The organism is Mesorhizobium sp. B2-3-14 (genome assembly GCF_006442175.1).
Classification (GTDB): Bacteria; Pseudomonadota; Alphaproteobacteria; order Rhizobiales; family Rhizobiaceae; genus Mesorhizobium; species Mesorhizobium australicum.
Map to the genome: position 1 here is coordinate 494080 of NZ_VFVP01000003.1, position 19606 is coordinate 513685.

A 19606-nucleotide genomic window follows, 5' to 3' on the forward strand; every position below is an offset into this window, starting at 1 on the left:
TGCTTTTAGCCGAGTTCTCGGTGCATTGCACCCCGGATATTGCTGATCGCGATATCCGGCATTACGCCTTGGCGAGACGCTTTTTCCAATAGCGGATCTGCTTTCTCACTTCCGACGGTGCGGTGCCGCCGAAGCTGGTGCGGCTCTTGACCGAGTTCTGCACCGCCAGCACCGAGAATATGTCGGAAGTGATGCCTGGGTTGATCGACTGCAGATCCTCCAGCGAAAGCTTTTCCAGGCTGACCTTCCTGTGTTCGGCCAGCGCCACCGCGCGGCCGGTGACATGATGGGCCTCGCGGAACGGCAGGCCCAAAGTACGCACCAGCCAGTCGGCGAGGTCGGTGGCGGTGGCGTGGCCGGAGCCGGCGGCCTTCTTCATCGCGGCGGCATTGACCGTCATGTCCGCAACCATGCCGGTCATCGCGGCCAGCATCAGGTCGAGCGTCTCGGCCGCGTCGAACACCGATTCCTTGTCTTCCTGCATGTCCTTGCCGTAGGTCAAAGGCATGCCCTTCATCACCGTCAGCAGGCCGACCAGATGGCCGTTGACGCGGCCTGTCTTGCCGCGAACCAGTTCGGCCGCGTCGGGGTTCTTCTTCTGCGGCATGATCGAGGAGCCGGTGGAGAAGCTATCCGACAGCCTGATGAAGCCGAATTGCGGCGTCGACCAGATGATGATCTCCTCGGCCAGCCGCGACAGGTGAGTGGCGCAGATCGCCGCCATGGCAAGGAATTCCAGCGCGAAATCGCGGTCTGAGACGCTGTCCAGCGAATTGCGCATCGGCTCGCGAAAGCCGAGCGCGCTCGCGGTCTGGTGACGGTCGATCGGGAAGCTGGTGCCGGCAAGGGCGGCGGCACCGAGCGGGCTCTCGTCCATCCGTTCGATGGCGTCGCGCACGCGTGACAGGTCGCGCGAAAACATCTCGACATAGGCCATGCAATGATGGCCGAAAGTGACCGGCTGCGCCGCCTGCATGTGGGTGAAACCCGGCATGACGGTCGCCGCATGTTCCTCGGCTCGCGCCAGGAGGGCCATGATCAAGCCTTTCAACGCCTCGGCGACACGAAAGCATTCGTCCTTGACCCAGAGCCTCAGATCGACGGCCACCTGGTCGTTGCGCGAACGGGCGGTGTGCAGCCGGCCGGCCGCCGGACCGATGAGATCGGCAAGGCGGGCCTCTATGTTCATGTGGATGTCTTCCAGCCGCGTCGAAAACTCGAAGCTGCCGCCCTCGATCTCTTTCAGGATCGTGTTCAGACCGTGAGCGATTTTTTCTTGATCGGCCGCCGAAATAATGCCCGTTTGCGCCAGCATCTCGCTATGAGCGATCGAGCCTCTTATGTCCTGCGCGTAGAGTTTGCGGTCGAACGAGATCGACGCGTTGATCGCTTCCATGATCGCGGCCGGACCCGAGGCAAATCGTCCGCCCCACATCTGGTTGCTGGTCTTCTTGTCGCTCATGGCTATAACCCGTGCTTCGGAGCAGTTTGAGAATATGGCAGACGGAAACAGATTTTTCCCGGCCCGGCGCCTGATCCTCGCCGCCCTGGTGGCGGGAGCGCTGGCCGGCGCGGTCGCGGTATATGTCAGCGAGAGCCGGTCTGGCAACAACGCCGCGCCCCAAGCAGCCGCCGGCGACAGCAAGGACGATGTCGCCTGCGCCGCCAAGAGCGATCGCGCCAAGAAGGTCGCGGCCGCGGCCACCGGCGAGGTCGCGGCACTTTTGCCGGCCGATCCGCCGCAGTCGATGAGGAGCCTCGCCTTCCACGGTCCGGACGGCAAGCCGATGACGATCGCCGATCATGCCGGCAAGACCGTGCTGCTCAATCTCTGGGCCACATGGTGCGCGCCCTGCCGTGCCGAAATGCCGGCGCTCGATGCGCTGCAAAAGGAGAAAGGCAGCGACGCCTTTCAGGTCGTCGCCGTCAACGTCGATGCCGGCGACGACGTGAAACCGAAGAAGTTTCTCGCCGATACTGGTGTGCACACGCTCGGCTACTACCGCGATTCGACGATGACACTGTTCAACGACCTCAAGACGCGCGGTCTGGCGCTCGGCCTGCCCGTCACCATGCTGATCGACGGCGAAGGCTGCCTGATCGCCCACATGAACGGTCCAGCCGAATGGGCCGGCCCCGATGCAAAGCGGCTGGTCGAGACGGCGCTCGGGTCGTGAGCCAGAGCACCTCCAGGATAGTGTGTAACGGTTCTCCGTCCGGAATTGCGTAAAAACAAAGAGCTCTAGGCCGAGCGTACGCTCGGCTTGAGCAATACGAGGCTGCCATCCTGGCGGTCGGCGCCTCGCGCCCGAACACGCTTGCCGTGGCCGGTCAGGTCTCCGAACGCCTCGATTGGCGCCGGCTTGCCGAGATAATAGCCCTGGCCGATCTCGCAGGCCTCGGCGTCGAGGAACTTCAACTCGCCGAGCGTCTCGACGCCCTCCGCCAGCACCGGCAGACCCAGGCCGCGCCCCAGCCCGAGCACGGCGCGCACGATCGCCGCAACCTGGCCGTTGGTGTCGACGGACTTGATGAAGGAACCGTCGATCTTGATCTTGTCGAAAGGGAAGGCGCGAAGGTTGGAGAGGGAGGAATAGCCGGTTCCGAAATCATCCATGGCCACGCGCACGCCAAGCGCCTTGACCTGTCGCAAACTCGCCAGCGCGCGCGGCATGTCCTTCACCAGCGCCGTCTCGGTGATTTCGAGTTCCAGCCTGGCTGCCGCGAGACCGGACTTGAGCAAGGTCTCGTGCACCTTTCGGCTGAAGTTCGGATTGTGCAACTGTACCGCGGAGACGTTGACGGCCACCGTCAGTGGATTTTCCCAACTGGCGGCCTCCTGGCACGCTGCGGTCAGCACCCAATCTCCGATCTGGCCTATGGCGCCGCTGTCCTCCGCCAGCGGAATGAATATGGACGGGGGAACATCGCCGCGTTCGGGATGCCGCCAACGGATCAAGGCTTCGAAGCCGACCATTTTGCCGCTGCTGATCTCCTTCTGCGGCTGATAGACGAGATAGAATTCGTCGCGCGCGACTGCCTGGCGCAGTTCGTGCTCCATGACGCGCTTGTCGCGAGCCTCCGCGCCCATCGACGCCTCGAAATAGCGATAGGTGTCCCTGCCTTCGGTCTTGGCGCGATAGAGCGCGGTATCCGCATGGCTGATGAGGCTGGCCTGGTCTTCCGCGTCCAGCGGATAGAGCGCGATGCCGATGCTCCCCGATACCAGCCCGCCACCCGCCGAGAGCCGGTTCTCCTCGCGCATCGCGGCGAGCACCGCGTCGGCGATCCGGCTCGCCGCCTGCGGGTCGGGCAGGTTGGGGGCGATGATGGCGAATTCGTCGCCGCCCAGGCGCGCCAGCATCTGTCCGTGGCGAAGAACGCCGGAGACACAGTTCGCCACCTTCTGAAGCATCGCGTCGCCGGCGCCATGCCCATAAAGATCGTTCACCTCCTTGAACCGGTCGAGGTCGAGCAGCAGAAGCGCAAGATGCCCGCCCCTCGCGCCCTTGCCGGCTTTTGCGTCTCGGCTCGTGGCGGCGATTTCGGTATCAAGCCGGCTGGAAAAGCTACGGCGGTTGGCGAGCCCCGTCAGCGGATCGAAATGAGCGAGGCGAAGGATTTCCTGTTCCGCCTTCTTGCGTTCGCGAATGTCGCGGACGGCGACGACATTGTGAGGCTTGCCGCAATAGTCGATGCTTCTGGCGATCAGTTCGACGGGAATTCTCATCCCGTCGCGATTGCTTAGTTCCGCCTCCCACGGCTGTCCCTGGAAGTTGATCAGGTCGGATGCGGTGCGCTCATCGAAGAGGTCGCCAAGTTCCCTTCCGTTCAGTGTCGTGGCGACCATGCCGGTCAGCCTGGCCATGCTGTCGTTGACACTGACGATGCGATTGCCGTCGCAGACGATCAGGCCTTCCACCGCGGCGTTGGCTAAGCCGTGCATGCGGTCGACCTCAAGCTTTTGGCGGCGGAAGCGAAGGTCGATCCACAGCGCGGTGGCCGAAAGCACCAGGATCACCAGAGTGGCCGCAGCGGCGGCGAAGGCCTGCGAGGTCGGTGCGACGGTGTGTTGGGATATGGCGATCGAGGAATCCGGGAAGATCGAGACGGCAGCCATGGCGATGAAGTGCAGGCCGCAGATTGCCAGCGTCAGCAAGACCGCACCGGCAAGCGTCGCAGGCAGCGACGAGCCGCGCAGGACGACGCGCAAAGCCAGCGCCGCGAGCGTCACGCCGGCCAGCAAGGAGACGGCGACGAGGAGCAGGTTCCATTCGATCCGGCCCTCGACCTCGAATGCCGCCATGCCGATGTAGTGCATGGCGGCAATACCGCCGCCCAGAACGGCGCCGCCGACTAGATGGTAATCAAGCTCGTCGCGCAAGGTGGCGACCCACATGCCGGCCGCCGTAACCGCCACCGCGCCAGCGAGCGAGAGTACTGAAAGTCCGGGATCATAGGCGTTGGGGATTCCCGGCGTGAAGGCAAGCATGGCGATGAAGTGCGTTGCCCAAATGCCGAAACCGGTCGAGGTGGAGGCGATCGTCAGCCAGGCAAGCCGATTTCGATCCGTCGAGCGACCTATGTGATGAAGAAGATTGACGGCTGAAAAACAGGAAATTCCACAAATCAGCGCTGCCAGTGCAACCAGCCTCAGATCGTGCTGGTTCACGATGCAGTTATAGACCGTCAGCATCTTATTCCCCCTGGCCCGCAGGAAATAAAGAAAGAAATATGACTGATTAATGCTTGGCTGTTGAAGGATCGATAAAGCCGCCTGCAACCATAGCGTGCTTTTGCGGCGCAAGCTGACCGCAAGAGCACAGGCCAGGTCAGCCGCATCGATTGAAGACGACGGTTATTTCAGGCGGACGGTCACTGTCAGGGCGTCATGATCCGAGCTTGGGCTGCCATCCGGCAACACCGCCGGAAGAACCGCCGGCGCGCTGGCCGCGAGGCCGCGCGTGAAGAACCAGTCGATTCGGCCAACCGGGGTGCCGGCGGGCCGGCGCTGGGTGGGCAGGTCCAAATTGTTGGCGGCCTGCCAATCATAGCCGCGCTCGGCAAGGGCCGCGAACAGCGGCTCGTGACGCTCGGCATGGATCAGCCGGTCCGGTTCGGCCATGATCCGAACCATCCACGCCCGTGGGTCGTCATGGCGCTCCTCGTGGCTTGCCGTCAGCGTGTTGAAATCGCCGCCGAGCAGTACCGGCGCTTGCGCATCATAGTTGTCGATCGCGTCGAGGAGTTTGCGTGTCTGAGCTGCCCTGCCAGCCGGATCGGTTCGGTTTTCAAGGTGCACCGAGACGACCGTCATCCTGCGGTCGCCGATGCGCACCTGGCCGCCGATCGCCATGCGTCCGCCGATGCGCGGTTGGCCGCGCTCCGGCCGAAACCAGCCGCCGGCGGCGTCCAGGCGCACCAGGAAGGGTCGCAGCAGCGGCATGCCACTGGTCACGGCATTGCCGTGAAAGCCTTCCGCGTTGGCGGCTTCACCGGTTGCCATGCGCTCGGCCTCGTTGCCGCCAGCGAGTTCGACGAACTCGACACCATAGGCGAAGGCATGGCCGAGCCGGTCGGCAAGCACGCTGAGCGGATGGCCGTTGCCGGAGCGTGCCATGCCCTTGTCCACCTCGGACAACAGCACGATTTCGGGGGCCAGCCCGGCAAGCGTTCGTGCAATGGCATCGACATGACGGAGCCGCTCGACGTTCCAGGCCACCACCTTCAAGGCCTCGCCGACGTTCGCGCGCGACGCCTTGCCGCCGATTTCGATCTGGCCAAGAGCCGGAATGGCGGCTGCATGCCGCAAATGGGTGGCGCTGTCGCGCGGGCCTTCGCGCATCGCCTGCCTGTCGGTGATGGGCACGTGCGCCAGCTGCTTCACCAGCATTTCATCATCCCTTTTAGCCGGATAACAATGACGGCCTTTACGTCCTTGGAAGTCGCCCTAGCTACCTAAGGCGCCGGTGTGACGTTTTCATGCCGCTGTAGCCGCCGGAGGGGAGAAAAGACCAGCTGTGCACAGGCCCGGGAGGCGACAACAGAACTGTCACATACCTTCTCTAAGAGAGCGGGCAAGGACTTGCGCAAGACCCTTGTCAACAGTCATTCAAGAGGGAAGAAATCATGACGATCATCAAGCGGGGCTTTGCTGCCCTTGCCGCTGGCGTGCTCAGCTCCGCGCTGGCGATGCCTGCCTTCGCGGAACCGACAAAATTCGATTTCTGGTTTGGTCTTTCGGGCGATCTCGCCCGGGTCGTGGACACGCTGTGCAAGAATTTCAACGCCTCGCAGAAGGACTATGAAGTCGTCTGCACCAGCCAGGGCAATTACGACGCCACCTTGCAGAACACCATTGCCGCCTTCCGCGCCGGCAAGCAGCCCACCGTCGTTCAGGTCTATGACGTCGGCACCGCCACCATGATGCTGTCGGGTGCCTACAAGCCGGCCGACAAGCTCATGGAAGAAAACGGCTACAAGATCGACTACGCCGATTATTTCCCCGGCATCGCCCGCTATTACGCCACCTCGAAAGGCGAGATGCTGTCCTTCCCGTTCAACTCGTCTACGGCGTTGATGTACTGGAACAAGGACGCCTTCGCCAAGATCGGCAAGACCGAAGCGCCGAAGACCTGGGAAGACGTCGGCGCCGACCTCAAGGCAATGAAGGACGCCGGCTATGAATGCCCGATGGCGATCAACATCTCCGCCAATGAAAGCTGGCAGCTGATGGAGCAGTTCTCCGCCATTCACAACCAGCCGATCGCTACCAAGAACAATGGCTATGACGGCCTCGACGCCCGCCTCGAAGTCAACAAGACCAAGTTCGTGCAGTACGTCACCGACCTCAAGAAGTGGTATGATGCCGGCCTGATCAAGATCAAGTCGAAGGATCTCGGCCAGGATATGGTCCAGGCCTTTGCCACCGGCACCTGCCAGGTCATCCTGACCTCGGTCGGCGATCACGGCACGGTTGGCCGTACGCAGAAGGAAGGCATGAACTGGGACGTCGCCGAACTGCCCGTCTATGCCGGCACGGAGCGCAAGAACTCGCTCGTCGGCGGCGCATCGCTGTGGGTTCTCTCGGGCAAGTCGGATGCTGAATACAAGGGCGCGGCCGCGTTCCTCAACTTCATCCATGATCCGAAGACCGCCCTGTTCTGGTCGACTAACACCGGTTACATCCCGGTGACCAAGTCGGGCTTCGACTACATGAAGGGCCAGGGCTTTTACGACAAGGCGCCTTACAAGGGCCGCGAAGTCGCGATCGCCAGCCTGACCGCCTCCGAGCCGACCGAAATCACCCGCGGCATCCGCCTGGGCAATTTCACCCAGATCCGCGCCGAGTTCGGCACCCAGATGCAGGCGATCTTCGCCAACAAGGTCACCGTGCAGGAAGGTCTCGACACGCTGGTCAAGAACGGCGACGCCATCCTCGACCGCTTCCAGCAGACATATCCAGGCAAGACCCTGCCCTGATCCAGGGATTTCCCAGACCGCCCGCCGACCAATTTGAGCATGATCCCGAAGACCGGTTTCCAGTTTTCGGGATCATGCCTGGGTCGACGGGCGGACATTTCGTTATTAATCTCTCGCTTGCTTTAAGCTGACCACCCTGCGGCAACGGCGGACCGATGGAAAAACGCGTCACTTTCGGCAGTTGGACAATCGGCATTCTTTTCGCGGTGCCGCAGCTCCTGCTGATCTTCACCTTCTTCTACTGGCCTGCCGGCCAGGCCGTATACTGGTCGCTGACGCTGCAGCAGCCCTGGGGCGGCGGCAACATCTGGGTCGGGCTCGACAATTTCCGCTCGATCCTGGCCAACGCCGATTACTGGAACTCGATCACCGCCAGCCTTGTCTTTGCCGGCATCAGCACCGGGCTTGCGATGTTCGTCGCGCTCGTGCTCGCCGCGCTCACCGACCGCCAGCTAGCCGGCTCATGGCTGTATCGCGTGGTGCTGATCTGGCCCTATGGCATCGCCGCGCCCGCCCTGGCGCTGGCATTCCGCTTCATCCTGGCGCCGGAAGCCGGCTTCATGGCCGTCGTCAACCAGGTCTGGCCCGGCTTCTGGGATCCCGGCCTGGACGGCGCCGACGCCATGGCTTCGATCATCATCGCCTTTTCCTGGAAGTATGTCGGCTACAACTTCATCTTCTTCCTCGCCGCGTTCCAGGCGATCCCGCGTTCCCTGATCGAAGCCGCCGCGATGGACGGCTCTGGTGTCATGAGGCGCTTCTGGGACATCCAGTTTCCGCTGATCACCCCGACCATCTTCTTCCTGCTTGTCATCAACATCACGGAAAGCTTCCAGGATTCCTTCGGCATCGTCGACATCATGACGTCCGGTGGGCCGGCGAATGCCACCAATCTGATGGTCTACAAGATCTATTCCGACGGCTTCAAAGGCCTCGATTACTCCGGCGCCGCCGCGCAGAGCATCATCCTGATGCTGCTCATCATCGTGCTGACCATTTTCCAGTTCCGCTTCATCGAGCGGCGCGTCCACTACAGGTGAGACTGATATGGTCGAGCGCACCCCGTTCCTCAATTTTTTCACGCACCTGATCTTGTTCGTCGGCTTCGTTTTCTGCGTGGCGCCGTTCGCCATCGTGGCGATCGCGGCCTCGCATAATCTCAGGGATGTCAACGACGTGCCGATGTCGCTGCTGCCGGGCAGCGATTTCTGGATCAACATCAAGACCGCCTGGGTGACGGCCGACCTTGGTCCCAAGCTGCTGAACAGCTTCATCGTTGCGACAGGCGTTGCCGCAGGCAAAGTGATCGTCTCGGCGTTGACCGCCTTCGCGATCGTCTATTTCCGATTTCCCGGACGCACGCTGATCTTCTGGCTGATCTTCATCACTTTGATGCTGCCGCTTGAAGTGCGCATCGTGCCGACCTACGCGGTGGTCGCCAACGTGCTCGAGCCGTATCAGGCTATCCTGGACGTGACCGGCCTGAGCTGGCTGATCGAAACGGTTTCGGGCGTGCAGGTCCACCTCAGCGTTGGGCTGCTCAACTCCTATCCCGGCCTAATTCTGCCGCTGGTCGCCACGGCGACCGGGACGTTCCTTTATCGCCAATTCTTCCTGACCGTGCCGGACGAATTGACGGAGGCCGCACGCATGGATGGCGCCGGGCCACTGCGCTTCTTCATCGATATCCTGTTGCCGCTGTCGCGCAACAACATGGCGGCGCTCGGGACCATCATGTTCCTGTGGGCATGGAACCAGTATCTATGGCCGCTGCTCATCACCACCGACCAGTCGCATGCGATGGCGGTGACCGAGCTCAAGCAGCTCATCCCCAACGTCGGCGGCACTCCGGAGTGGCATATCGCCATGGCCGGCACTCTCATCATTATGCTGCCGCCGATGATCGTCGTGGTGCTGATGCAGCGCTGGTTCGTGCGCGGCCTGATCGCCACCGAGAAGTAACAAGGAGACAAAAAATGGCCTCCATCGCAATACGCGGCGTCAAGAAGAACTATGCCAAGACGCAGGTCGTGCACGGCGTGGATCTCGACTTTGCCTCGGGCGAATTCGTCGTCATCCTCGGGCCGTCCGGCTGCGGCAAGTCCACGCTGCTCAGGATGATCGCGGGGCTGGAAGAAATTTCCGACGGCACGATCGCCATCGACGGCACGGTGGTCAACAAGCTCGAGCCGCGCGAGCGCGGCTGCGCCATGGTGTTCCAGAATTACGCGCTTTATCCGCATATGAGCGTGGCCCAGAACATCGGCTATTCGCTGAAAGTCGCCGGTGTTCCCTCGGCCGAGCGCAACCAGCGCATCCAGGCGGTGGCCCGCACACTGGAACTCGAGCAACTGCTCGACCGCAAGCCGATGGCGCTTTCGGGTGGCCAGAGGCAGCGCGTCGCCATGGGCCGCGCCATGATCCGCGAGCCGAAGGTGTTCCTGTTCGACGAGCCTCTGTCCAATCTCGACGCCAAGCTGCGCGTGCAGATGCGCTCGGAGATCCGCAAGCTGCATCGCCGGCTGAATGCCACCTCCGTCTTCGTCACCCACGACCAGGTCGAGGCCATGACATTGGCCGACCGACTGGTGGTGATGAATGGGGGACGGGTCGAACAGGTCGGCACGCCAGGTGAAATCTACACCCGCCCGGCCAGCCGCTTCGTCGCCACCTTCGTCGGCGCGCCGGCCATGAACATCCTCGAAGGCACCGCCGAACTCGACGGATTGTCGCTGCTCGGCGGCAGCCGGCGCCTGGCGATGGCTCGCGCCGGCCTGCCGGTCGGTACGAAAGTGGCGATGGGCATCCGGCCGGAGGCGGTGCGGCTGGTGGCGCCGGGAACGCCGGGCGCGCTCGATGCGACTGTCGACCTGGTCGAGGAATTGGGCGCGGGGCGGGTGATCTATGTCGACCTCGACGGCGCGCCGTTTTCGGTGATGACCTCGGAGCCCGTTCACCCGGAGCCCGGCAGTACCGTCGGCCTGAAGATCTCGCCGGACGACATGCACTTCTTCTCGTCGGAGACAGGGACCCGTCTCGATGTCTTCAAGGCTTCGGTGCCAGAGCCAGCGCTTTGATTTCCAGCACGCGCACAGCCAAAGAGACGTACATGAAAATCATCCAGGTCACCGACGTGCATCTCGGTCGGCAAGGTGAGCGCCGCTATGGGGCCGACCTGCACCAGCGGCTGGATCAGTGCATCGCGCACATCAATGCGCATCACGCCGACGCGGCGCTTTGCGTCTTCACCGGCGACCTGACGGAGACCGGTGCGCCGCGGAGCTATGCCGATTTGCGCGCTGCCCTGACCACGCTGTCGGTGCCGTATAGGCTGCTGCCGGGCAACCACGACCGGCGGGCCAATCTCATCGCTGCGTTTCCCGACGTTCCGGTCGACGAAAACGGCTTCGTGCAATCGGTCCACGATACCGGCAACGAAGTGCTGTTGTTTCTCGACTGCCTGGCGGAAGGGCGCATCGAGGGCGAACTGTGCGAGAGGCGGCTTGCCTGGCTCGAAGCCCGGATGGAACAGTCGGCCGGCCGGCCCGCTTACGTGTTCCTGCATCATCCGCCGGTCGCGCTCGGCCTGCCTCAACTCGATCCGCTGGCGCTTCAACAGCCCGAGCGGTTGCTCGACTTGTTGCGGGGCCATGGCAACGTCCGGCATATCTTCTTCGGCCATGTGCATCGAGACATTGCCGGCACCGTTGCCGGCATCCCGTTCTCGGCGCAGCGCGGCCTGCATGCCCGCTTCGAGCTCGCCCTCGAGCGATCGAGCGAGATCGTCGAACAAGCGCCGCCGTCCTACGCCGTCATCCTCATCGACAGCGCCAACGCGTGCGTGGTGGTGCACGGTTGCGATTTTATCGAGCAATGGCCGATCTATTCAGCCGAAACCGGCGAACGCATCACGGCGTAAGCTTGCCACTTCGCTTGGGTTCAGCGGCTTAAAATCGTCGGGCTCAAGCGAAGACGTGCGCCTTGCCCGATACGGTCAGCCGCACGATCTCGCCGACCGCCGGCGCGTCCATGCCGGATTTGCGCAGGATCAGCGGTGTGCCGCCGATGGCCGCGGCGTCGGGCGGATCGGAATTGTTCAGGAGCCGCACCGCGATCGTGCATGTCGAGCCGGCGAACTCCGATTCCGTCACCTCGCCGAACGGCATGTCCGATGTGCCCGACATGCCCTCGCGCGAGGTGCGTTTCAGGCCGATCTGTTCCGGCCGCAGCATGATGCGGGCGACATCGCGGCTGTCCGGCGCGTCGACGGCGATGCGGCCCAGCGGCGAACTGGCGAAGCCGCCCGAAATGCTCGCCGGCAGGATGATGGCATCGCCGAGGAACTCGGCGATCATCCTGTCCTTCGGCTTGAGATAGAGCTCGCGCGGCGTGCCGACCTGGGAAAATTTCCCATCGCGCATTACCGCCACCTGGCTGGCGAAGGACAGCGCCTCGGCCTGGTCGTGCGTCACCAGGATGGTGGTGATGCCGGCCGCCTCCAGAAGTTCGGCCACCGCCTTGCGCATCGAGGCGCGCAGGCCGGTGTCGAGTGCCGAGAACGGCTCGTCGAGCAGCATCAGCCGCGGCTTCATCGCCATGGCGCGGGCCAGCGCCACGCGCTGCTGCTGGCCGCCGGAGAGCTCGTGCGGGCGGCGTTTGAGGATCGCCTTGTCGAGTCCCACGATGTAGGCAAGTTCGACGATGCGCTCGGCGCGCCTGTCGTCGTCCCGTGCCATGCCGAAGCCGATATTGTCCGAGATGGTCAGATGCGGGAACAGGGCGCCGTCCTGCGCCACCACGCCGATGCCGCGGCGGTGTGCCGGGACAGCGGCGCCGCCATTGGCCAGCATCTGGCCGTCGAGTACGATGCGGCCTTGGTCAGGCGCCTCGAAGCCGGCGATCAGCCGCAGCAAGGTCGTCTTGCCGCAGCCGGAAGGTCCCACGATCGCCGTGCGGCTGCCGCTGGCGACGTTCAGGTTGACGCCGGCCAGTGCGGCGACCGGGCCGTAGTGCTTGTGCAGATTACCGAGTTCGAGAAAGCTCATCGTCCTGCCATCCGCTTCGACTGGACGTAGAGCAGCCAGGTCAGGGGCAGCGACATCGCCACCATGATCAAGGCGTAAGGAGCCGCCGAGGCGTAATCGATCTCGCTGCTGTAGGACCAGAACGCCATGGCCAGTGTGCGGGTGCCGTTCGGCGCCAGCATCTGGGTCGCGGTCAGTTCGTTCATGATGCCGAGCGCCACCAGCGCCATGCCCGCCGCCGCACCGGGCGCCGACAGGCGGATCGTCGTCGACCACAGCGCATTGAGCGGCCGCCGGCCGAGGCTGGACGCGGCGCGTTCGAGCTCGACCGGCGCTTGCGCGATCGATGCACGCAGGCTGACCAGCGCGCGCGGCAGGAACATCAGTGCATAGGCGACCAGGATAGTGAACAAGGTCTGGTAGAGCGGCAGTGCGATGCGCACCGTGATGGTGACCAGTGCCAGCGCGATCACGACCCCGGGCAGCGAGCCGACGATGTAATTGCATCCCTCGAGCAAGCGCTGCAACGGACCCGGCGCGCGGATAGAGATCCAGGCCATCGGCATGGCCGCGACAGTGGCAAGCAGGGCGCCAGCGAGGGACAGGAACAGCGTCTGGCCGAGTGCCAGGCCGATCTCGTCGAAGCGCCAGACATCGGCGCCGCCGGCGGCGAGCCAGCGCCCGATGGTCACGAACGGAACGCCAAGCGCCAGCAGTGTGGTGACGGCGAGCAGCAGCAAGCTGGGCAGGGTGGCGCGGCCGAGGTTCATTCGTTGCTGGTATCGCGCGGCACCGGAGCCGACACGGGCATAACGCTCCTCGCCGCGGACCAGCACTTCGAGGCCGAGCAGCACGAAGCAGCAGGTCACCAGCACGCCGGCCAGCATGTTGGCGGCCGGGCCGTTGAAGGTCGACTGGAACTGATCGACGATCGCGGTCGTGAAGGTGTCGAAGCGAATGAAGACATAGAGGCCATATTCGGCCAGCAGATGCAGGCCGACCAACAGCGAGCCGCCGCATATTGCGAGCCTGAGCTGCGGCAGCACGACGCGCCAGAACACGCGCCAGGGTCCATGGCCAAGTGCCGCGGCCGCGTCCTCGAGAGCGGGATCGAGACGGCGCAGGGCCGCCGACACCGGCAGATAGAGGAAAGGGAAATAGGCGATGACGGACACCAGCACGCCAGCCCACAGGCCGTGCAGCCCGGGCACCAGGGTGATCCAGGCATAGGAGTGCACGAAAGCGGGGATGGCGAGCGGCGCCACGCAGAGCCAGGACCAGAGCCGGGCACCGGGCAGGTCGCTGCGTTCCGTCAGCCAGGCCAGCGTCACCGACAAGGTGATGGCGATCGGCACCGCCAGCAGGACGAGCAGGCCGGTGTTGACCAGCAGTTCGCCGACACGCGGCCGAAAGACCAGTGCCGAGACCGTCTCCCAGCCGGTCTGCACCGCGATCCAGATGATGAAAGCGAGCGGCAGCAGCGCCAGCAGGGAGACAAATATGGCGGCGGCGACAAGCCAAGGCGCCGCCCGCCGCTGCGCCCGTCGACGCATCTTGGGCGGCAGGCCGGGACGCGCGAGATCGACCGCGGACTGCATCAGTTCAGGCGCCATACCGTTGCGACGCGGCAGCGGCAATCATGGGACCACGGTCGCGGTCAGGAACGAAGCGTGTCGTCATGGACGAATGCATCTCGAAACAAAACGCTCCCGCGAAAGGTGAATTCCCGCGGGAGCACGATCTGACGTCCTTATTAGGAAGAACGACAACTAAAGCAAGCCGGCTGCCGTCATCAGGTCGGTGACCTTCCTGGAGTTCAGCGTCGTGGCATCGACCTTCGGCGCCTGCAGGTCGGCCAGTGGCACCAGCTTCGGATTGGACTGCGCGCCCTTGCCGACCGCGTATTCGAAGGAGGTTCCGTTCTTCAGCACGTCCTGGCCGTTCTTGCCGGTCACCCATTTCAGGAAGGCCTGGGCTTCCTTGGGATGCTTGCTCGAGGCCAGCACGCCGCCGCCGGAAACCGATACGAAAGCGCCCGGATCCTGGTTCTTGAAATAGTGCAGCGCGACGTTCTTGGAGTTTTCGCCGGTTTTGGCCTGATCGCCAAAGTAGTAGTAGTGGTAGATCACGCCGCCTTCGATCTCACCGGCATTGACCGCCTTCATCACGGTGCTGTTGCCCTTGTAGGCGGTGAAGTTCTCCTTCATCGCCTTCAGCCAGTCGGCCGTGGCGGGCTCGCCCTTGAGCTGCAGCAAAGCGCTCACGATGGCCTGGAAATCGGCGCCGGAAGGCGAAGCCGCCCAGCGGCCCTTCCAGCTCGGGTCGGCGAGATCGAGCATCGACTTGGGCAGCTGGTCTGCCTTGAGCTTGGTGGTGTTATAAGCAAACACGGTGCTGCGCGCGGCCACGCCCACCCATTTGCCGCTGGTGGCCTGATAGTCCTGCGGGACTTGAGCCAGCGTATCGGCGTCGACCGGCGCGAACAGGCCGGCATTCTCGACCAGCACCATGGCCGGCGAATTTTCCGTCAGGAACACGTCGGCGGGCGAGGCAGCACCTTCGGCGACGATCTGGTTGGAGAAGTCGCTGTCACCGCCGTTGCGCAAGGTGACCTTTATCCCCGTTTCCTTGGTGAACCCTTCCGCCCATTCCTTCGCCAGGCTTTCATGCTGGGCGTTATAGACGACGATGCCGGCATCTTCGGCCGTCGCCGGACCAGCGGCGAGGCTGATTGCAAGCGCGGCTACGCTGGCAAGGGCAAGAAGGGGGGATTTCATAAGGGTACTCCTCGGGTTGTCCCGCACTGGGGTGCGTCCGAGTACCAATTCATGAATGCACTAGTCAAGATTGAAAGACGACGGGCATCATCACGGTCTCGCGTGTCGGACGCCGATGGCATCACCCGATATGCGGGGCTGGTGGCTGCTCCTGCGGGATGCAGCCATCGACCATCGGATGAATGGTCCAGCGCTGGTCCAGCCCCTGCTGTGTTCGTTTGGTCTCGGGATCGAACGCTTCGTTCAGCATGGCGCACCAGGTCCTGCGCAGATTGTCGCAGCGCGTCCGGAACGCCGCGCTGCCAAGCCCGTCACGTATATCCTGCGCGGTCAGGTCGGTGGTCTCGCCCGGCGGTTTGGGCGGAACCGTGCCCGTGTCGGCAAAGTCAGGATCCCACTGCAGATAGTGTTTCGCGTCGACACCGGCGACCGCATCGAATTTGACCACCGCCATCAGCGGATGAAACTCGTGCCAGCCCTTGTGATAGCCGTCATAGACATGTTCGCCGAGGACGGCGACATGATCGCCCATCCTGATGGGGCCGAGCACCTTGTCGCCGACATTGGCGTCCTCGACATTGCCGGGGTTCCAGTTGAACAATCCCTGCAGGACCGGCTTGACCCCGCCGAAATAGGATGCCGCTCCGCCGATGGCGCCGCCAATGGCCGCTCCGAGCAATCCTCCCAGGAACGAGCCGATGGCGCAGCCCAGCGCACCCAGGAAGAACGATCCTATGGCGCAGCCGACAGCCGCTCCGACACTGGCGCCGGCGGCCGCCGCGGCCACCGTGACGACCAGGGCCGCCGTGAGCAGGATGACGATGGCCGGCGCCCATTGGCGCATCTTGATCCAGAAGTCGCCCTCGGCCTCGCAGTGCAGGCCCCAGCGGGCATGATCATCGGCCGGTGCGTAGCCCAGATCCGTCTTTAGGTCGTCGCGTGGCAACAGCAACTCATGACCCTGAAAGCCGTCATTGAGAATATCGTTGGCCGGATGGGCCGCGACGCTGGCGGCGAATTCCGCCACGACGGTGCCGTCGGCATTGTAGCGATTGGCCGCCGCCAAGGCCGCCTCGTTGGTCTCGGCGTTGAGAATTTCGGTCGTCGGATGCGGCATCAGTATGACGTCGAAATACTGGTCGTTGTCGAAGGCGCCGAGATCGCTGCGGAACGGATTGTAGGAGACGATGCCGACGGCGCATTTCGGGTTGTCCTTGTCGAGGCAGACCAGGCGATGGTTGAGCCATTCCCCGGCGGCCTTGTCGATCGTCGCGGTGGCGGACGCCAGAAATGCAATTGCCGCGGCAAGTGCCGCACCGACCGGCCCCAGCAGCAGGCCGAAGGCGGCCGCCAACCCGGTGATCACGATGATCTGCAGCGCCTGGCCGGCGAGGAAAGCCAGCCGATCGTCCTCGTTGTAGGGCTTGCCACCGGCCGGATAGAGAAAGCAGCTCGTATAGTGCTTGTAAGCCATCGGAGCGCCTCAGCCTTTCGTGGCGGTGAGCGTCACGCCGCCGGTCATGGTGCGCGATCCACTCTCGCCGATCGTGAAGACGTGGACGTTGAAGGTCTTTGAGCCGCGGAACGCGGTGTCCTTCGGTTCGATTTCGACAGCGATCTCGGTCAGCTGGCGCGGCTGCAGCAAAAGCGTTCTTGGGACGATCCTGACCGACCAGTCGTCCGGCACGGGAAACCGGCCATACGCCTGTTCCTCGAGGGCCTCGGCCCAGCGCGCCTTGCTTTCGGCGAGCCGCGGCTGTGGGGTGTCCGTGCGCTCGTCTCGACCCTGGCCGCGTGGCGGGATACATGGCCGCAGCTTCGGCAGAGCGTAGCAGTCCGCCTCGATCTGGAAACGCCGGACGACCGAGGCCTCGTTGCGCACGCTGAAGACGAACTTCGCCGGTGAGCGCATCTCGGCAATGTTGACGTTCTTCTGGCCAAGGTTGTTGCTGGGGTTGGCGTCATCGCCCCAGGAAAGCTGTGCTTGAAGGCAGTAGTGGCCGCCGGTGGCGGGGGTGGTCCAACTGAACTCGGCATAGGCAGGGCAATCGATCGTGCCCTTGGCTCCGAGATTTATGGCGACGTTGGCGATCGGACGGGAAATGGTCTGGGCGCCGAATGACAGGTAGGACAGTGCCACCCCGACGCCCACCGCTGGGGCGTCATAGGACCCGTTCCAGACGCGCACGCGAACGCGATATGCATGTGCTGGCTGAAGCGCGCCGCTGACCGGCAAGGTGCCGTCGAAAATGTCGATGTCGGGATTGTCCCAGGTGACCGCGAGCCCCTGCGCCATCAGATAGTACTGGGCGTATAGAAGAGGATCGGCGCGCTTGTAGATGTCGGGCGGTAGCTGGATGCAGCAGTCATTCTGCGCCGGGCTGGGCAGCCGCTGGTCCTTGGCCAGCCGGCACAGCAGCCTGCATATCGTGGCAAACAGCACCTTCAGCCCGGCGGCCAGACGCTTCCAGAATTCGGCGGCGAACAACAGCAAGGCCGCGGTTCTGATGTGGTTGACCAGAGATCCTGCCATGTCGTGTTTCCCACGCTGAGAGGACGCAACGGTAATGTTTTCCCGGCGGACCTGTCTCCGCCGGTTGTCCAGAGGCTATTTCTTCAGTGATCCCTGTCTTCTGTAGAAGTAGACGGCGGCGACAAGGACTATGGCCGCAATGACAAGGCTGCTCTCGAAAGTTCCCGAGCCATTGTCGGGAGAAAATCCAAAAATGCGTTCAATGAAATCCATTTCGGCCGCCCTCCGATCCCTTGACGCTACAGAAGGGTTTACCTTACGTCAATCAAAGGTTGGTCCCGCGCCGCTCCTCACGCATGAGCTGGGAACCAGAGAACCCGTCCGGGAATTTAGCGAGCCATCCCGCAAACTTTCGTGATTTGCCCCTAGTTTGGCTTGGACATTATTTCGCCGGCCACGTAACAAATCAGTGCCGAGGCGCGAAGATCGGGGAGTGAACTCTTGTGAGCGGCAAGGACGAGGCCGAGCTTTCCCGGCTGATGCGGGCCGCGATCGCGGGGGATGAAAAGGCCTATGCCGACTTTCTGCACCGGATTGCCGCGCTGGTGCGCGGTTTCGTCAGGCGCAAGATCGTGCAGGGCGGGGTCGATCCCGAGGATGTCGTGCAGGAAACCTTGCTGGCCATTCATGTGAAACGGCACACCTGGCGCCAGGACGCGCCGGTGCTGCCCTGGGTCTATGCGATTGCCCGTTTCAAGCTGATCGATGCGTTCCGGCGGCGCGGACGGCGCATCGAGATCGATGTCGACGACATCGCCGAAACGTTCGCCGAGCCCGAAACGGAAACCGTCAGCGAGCGGGACATCAACCGGGCGCTTGACGGGCTGCCGCCGGCACAGCGTTCCGTGGTTTCAGCAGTATCCGTGGAGGGCCGCTCGATCGGCGAGACGGCGGCTAAGTTCGGCATCAGCGAGACGGCGGTGCGGGTGTCGCTGCACCGGGGACTTACCGCCATAGCCAGGCGATTCGGGCAGGGGCGGTTCGGGCGGGAATGACATGAAGACCGACGATCTCATCAAGGCGCTCGACGCCGATGCCCGCAGCAAGGCGATGCCATTGCGCTCGGCCTGGTGGCTGGCGGCTGGTGCGGCCGCCTTGGTCGCGGCCGCTGTCTTCATGATGACGATCGGGCCGCGCCCCGACTTCATGGTGGCCGCGCACACGATCCGTTTCCTGTCCAAATTCGTTTTCACCATCGTGCTCGCCATCAGCGCCTTTGCCCTGATCCGTGCCCTATCGACGCCGGGCGCGGCGACAGGCCGGGCTATGGCGGCGATGATCGCGGCGCCGCTGCTGGTCGCGGTGGCCGTGGTGCTGGAGCTCTTCGTGGTGCCGCAGGCCCTGTGGAGCACGCGCATGATCGGCTCGAACATGATGATCTGCATGGGCTTCATCCCGCTGATCGGCATCGGCCCGCTGGCCATCTTCCTGTGGATGCTGCGCTATGGCGCGCCGACACGGCCGGTGCTTGCCGGCGCGGTCGCGGGGCTGCTTGCCGGCGGGCTGGCGGCGACTTTCTATGCGGCGCACTGCTTCGACGATTCGCCGCTTTTCGTTGCCACCTGGTACACGATCGCCATCGCAGCTCTCGCTTTGCTTGGTGCGCTCGGCGGGCGGTTTTTCGTGCGCTGGTAGCAGGATACTCACGCCTACACCCCGTGAATACCGATCCTTAATCATGCCGGCAATTGTTTGCCGGTTTTCCATGTCGCCTATGCCCTTGGCGCAACCTTTCCTTAAAATCGATCCTTCAGGGTTTTAACGGGAAAAAGCGATTGCCCACGGGGGTG

General features: G+C 63.5%; 16 protein-coding genes. 8 read left to right on the forward strand and 8 right to left on the reverse strand.

Features of this window, described 5'->3' with window-relative positions:
* Positions 1-61: 61 nt before the first annotated feature.
* Positions 62-1462: an argininosuccinate lyase gene (argH, locus tag FJ950_RS11280; RefSeq protein WP_015315544.1), complete on the reverse strand. Its 1401-nt coding sequence runs from the start codon at positions 1460-1462 to the stop codon at positions 62-64.
* A gap of 34 nt (positions 1463-1496) precedes the next feature.
* Here argH and FJ950_RS11285 point away from each other — a divergent pair, with 34 nt between their 5' ends.
* Positions 1497-2177 (forward strand): TlpA disulfide reductase family protein, encoded by a 681-nt coding sequence (locus FJ950_RS11285; RefSeq protein ID WP_140616834.1) that lies wholly within the window; start codon positions 1497-1499, stop codon positions 2175-2177.
* A gap of 65 nt (positions 2178-2242) precedes the next feature.
* On the opposite strand, the gene FJ950_RS11290 is transcribed toward FJ950_RS11285, so the two are convergent.
* Positions 2243-4696 carry an EAL domain-containing protein gene (locus tag FJ950_RS11290; protein WP_140616835.1) on the reverse strand — a complete coding sequence of 818 codons (2454 nt, stop codon included), beginning with the start codon at positions 4694-4696 and terminating at the stop codon, positions 2243-2245.
* Positions 4697-4858: 162 nt separating this feature from the next.
* A complete protein-coding gene (locus FJ950_RS11295; RefSeq protein WP_140616836.1) occupies positions 4859-5893 on the reverse strand; it encodes an endonuclease/exonuclease/phosphatase family protein in 1035 nt (344 codons plus the stop codon).
* A gap of 236 nt (positions 5894-6129) precedes the next feature.
* On the opposite strand from FJ950_RS11295, the gene FJ950_RS11300 reads away from it, so the two are divergent.
* The 5 genes from FJ950_RS11300 (at position 6130) to FJ950_RS11320 (ending at position 11401) form a co-directional block, all read left to right on the forward strand.
* Complete coding sequence (locus tag FJ950_RS11300; RefSeq protein WP_015315548.1) at positions 6130-7482, forward strand: extracellular solute-binding protein; 1353 nt, start codon at positions 6130-6132, stop codon at positions 7480-7482.
* Between the two features lie 155 nt (positions 7483-7637).
* Positions 7638-8522, forward strand: a complete 885-nt coding sequence (locus FJ950_RS11305; RefSeq protein WP_015315549.1) for a sugar ABC transporter permease — start codon at positions 7638-7640, stop codon at positions 8520-8522.
* A gap of 7 nt (positions 8523-8529) precedes the next feature.
* Positions 8530-9444: an ABC transporter permease subunit gene (locus tag FJ950_RS11310; protein WP_015315550.1), complete on the forward strand. Its 915-nt coding sequence runs from the start codon at positions 8530-8532 to the stop codon at positions 9442-9444.
* A 14-nt stretch (positions 9445-9458) separates the two neighbouring features.
* A complete protein-coding gene (locus FJ950_RS11315; RefSeq protein WP_015315551.1) occupies positions 9459-10559 on the forward strand; it encodes a sn-glycerol-3-phosphate import ATP-binding protein UgpC in 1101 nt (366 codons plus the stop codon).
* Between the two features lie 32 nt (positions 10560-10591).
* Positions 10592-11401, forward strand: a complete 810-nt coding sequence (locus FJ950_RS11320; RefSeq protein ID WP_140616837.1) for a phosphodiesterase — start codon at positions 10592-10594, stop codon at positions 11399-11401.
* A 43-nt stretch (positions 11402-11444) separates the two neighbouring features.
* Here the strand turns inward: FJ950_RS11320 and FJ950_RS11325 are convergent, their stop codons facing one another.
* The 5 genes from FJ950_RS11325 to FJ950_RS11345 form a co-directional block, all read right to left on the reverse strand.
* Positions 11445-12527, reverse strand: a complete 1083-nt coding sequence (locus FJ950_RS11325) for an ABC transporter ATP-binding protein (protein WP_140616838.1) — start codon at positions 12525-12527, stop codon at positions 11445-11447.
* Positions 12524-14104: an iron ABC transporter permease gene (locus FJ950_RS11330; protein ID WP_181171168.1), complete on the reverse strand. Its 1581-nt coding sequence runs from the start codon at positions 14102-14104 to the stop codon at positions 12524-12526. Before FJ950_RS11330 ends, FJ950_RS11325 begins: the two co-directional genes overlap by 4 nt.
* A gap of 171 nt (positions 14105-14275) precedes the next feature.
* Entirely contained in the window at positions 14276-15283 is a 1008-nt protein-coding gene (locus FJ950_RS11335) for an iron ABC transporter substrate-binding protein (RefSeq protein WP_015315555.1), read from the reverse strand.
* Positions 15284-15404: 121 nt separating this feature from the next.
* Positions 15405-16757 (reverse strand): hypothetical protein, encoded by a 1353-nt coding sequence (locus tag FJ950_RS11340; RefSeq protein WP_140616840.1) that lies wholly within the window; start codon positions 16755-16757, stop codon positions 15405-15407.
* 9 nt (positions 16758-16766) lie between these two features.
* Entirely contained in the window at positions 16767-17816 is a 1050-nt protein-coding gene (locus FJ950_RS11345) for a hypothetical protein (RefSeq protein WP_015315557.1), read from the reverse strand.
* Between the two features lie 443 nt (positions 17817-18259).
* On the opposite strand from FJ950_RS11345, the gene FJ950_RS11350 reads away from it, so the two are divergent.
* Both FJ950_RS11350 and FJ950_RS11355 read left to right on the forward strand, forming a co-directional pair.
* Positions 18260-18811, forward strand: a complete 552-nt coding sequence (locus tag FJ950_RS11350; RefSeq protein ID WP_015315559.1) for a sigma-70 family RNA polymerase sigma factor — start codon at positions 18260-18262, stop codon at positions 18809-18811.
* 1 nt (position 18812) lies between these two features.
* A complete protein-coding gene (locus FJ950_RS11355) occupies positions 18813-19451 on the forward strand; it encodes an NrsF family protein (protein WP_140616841.1) in 639 nt (212 codons plus the stop codon).
* The last annotated feature ends 155 nt before the right edge of the window (positions 19452-19606 follow it).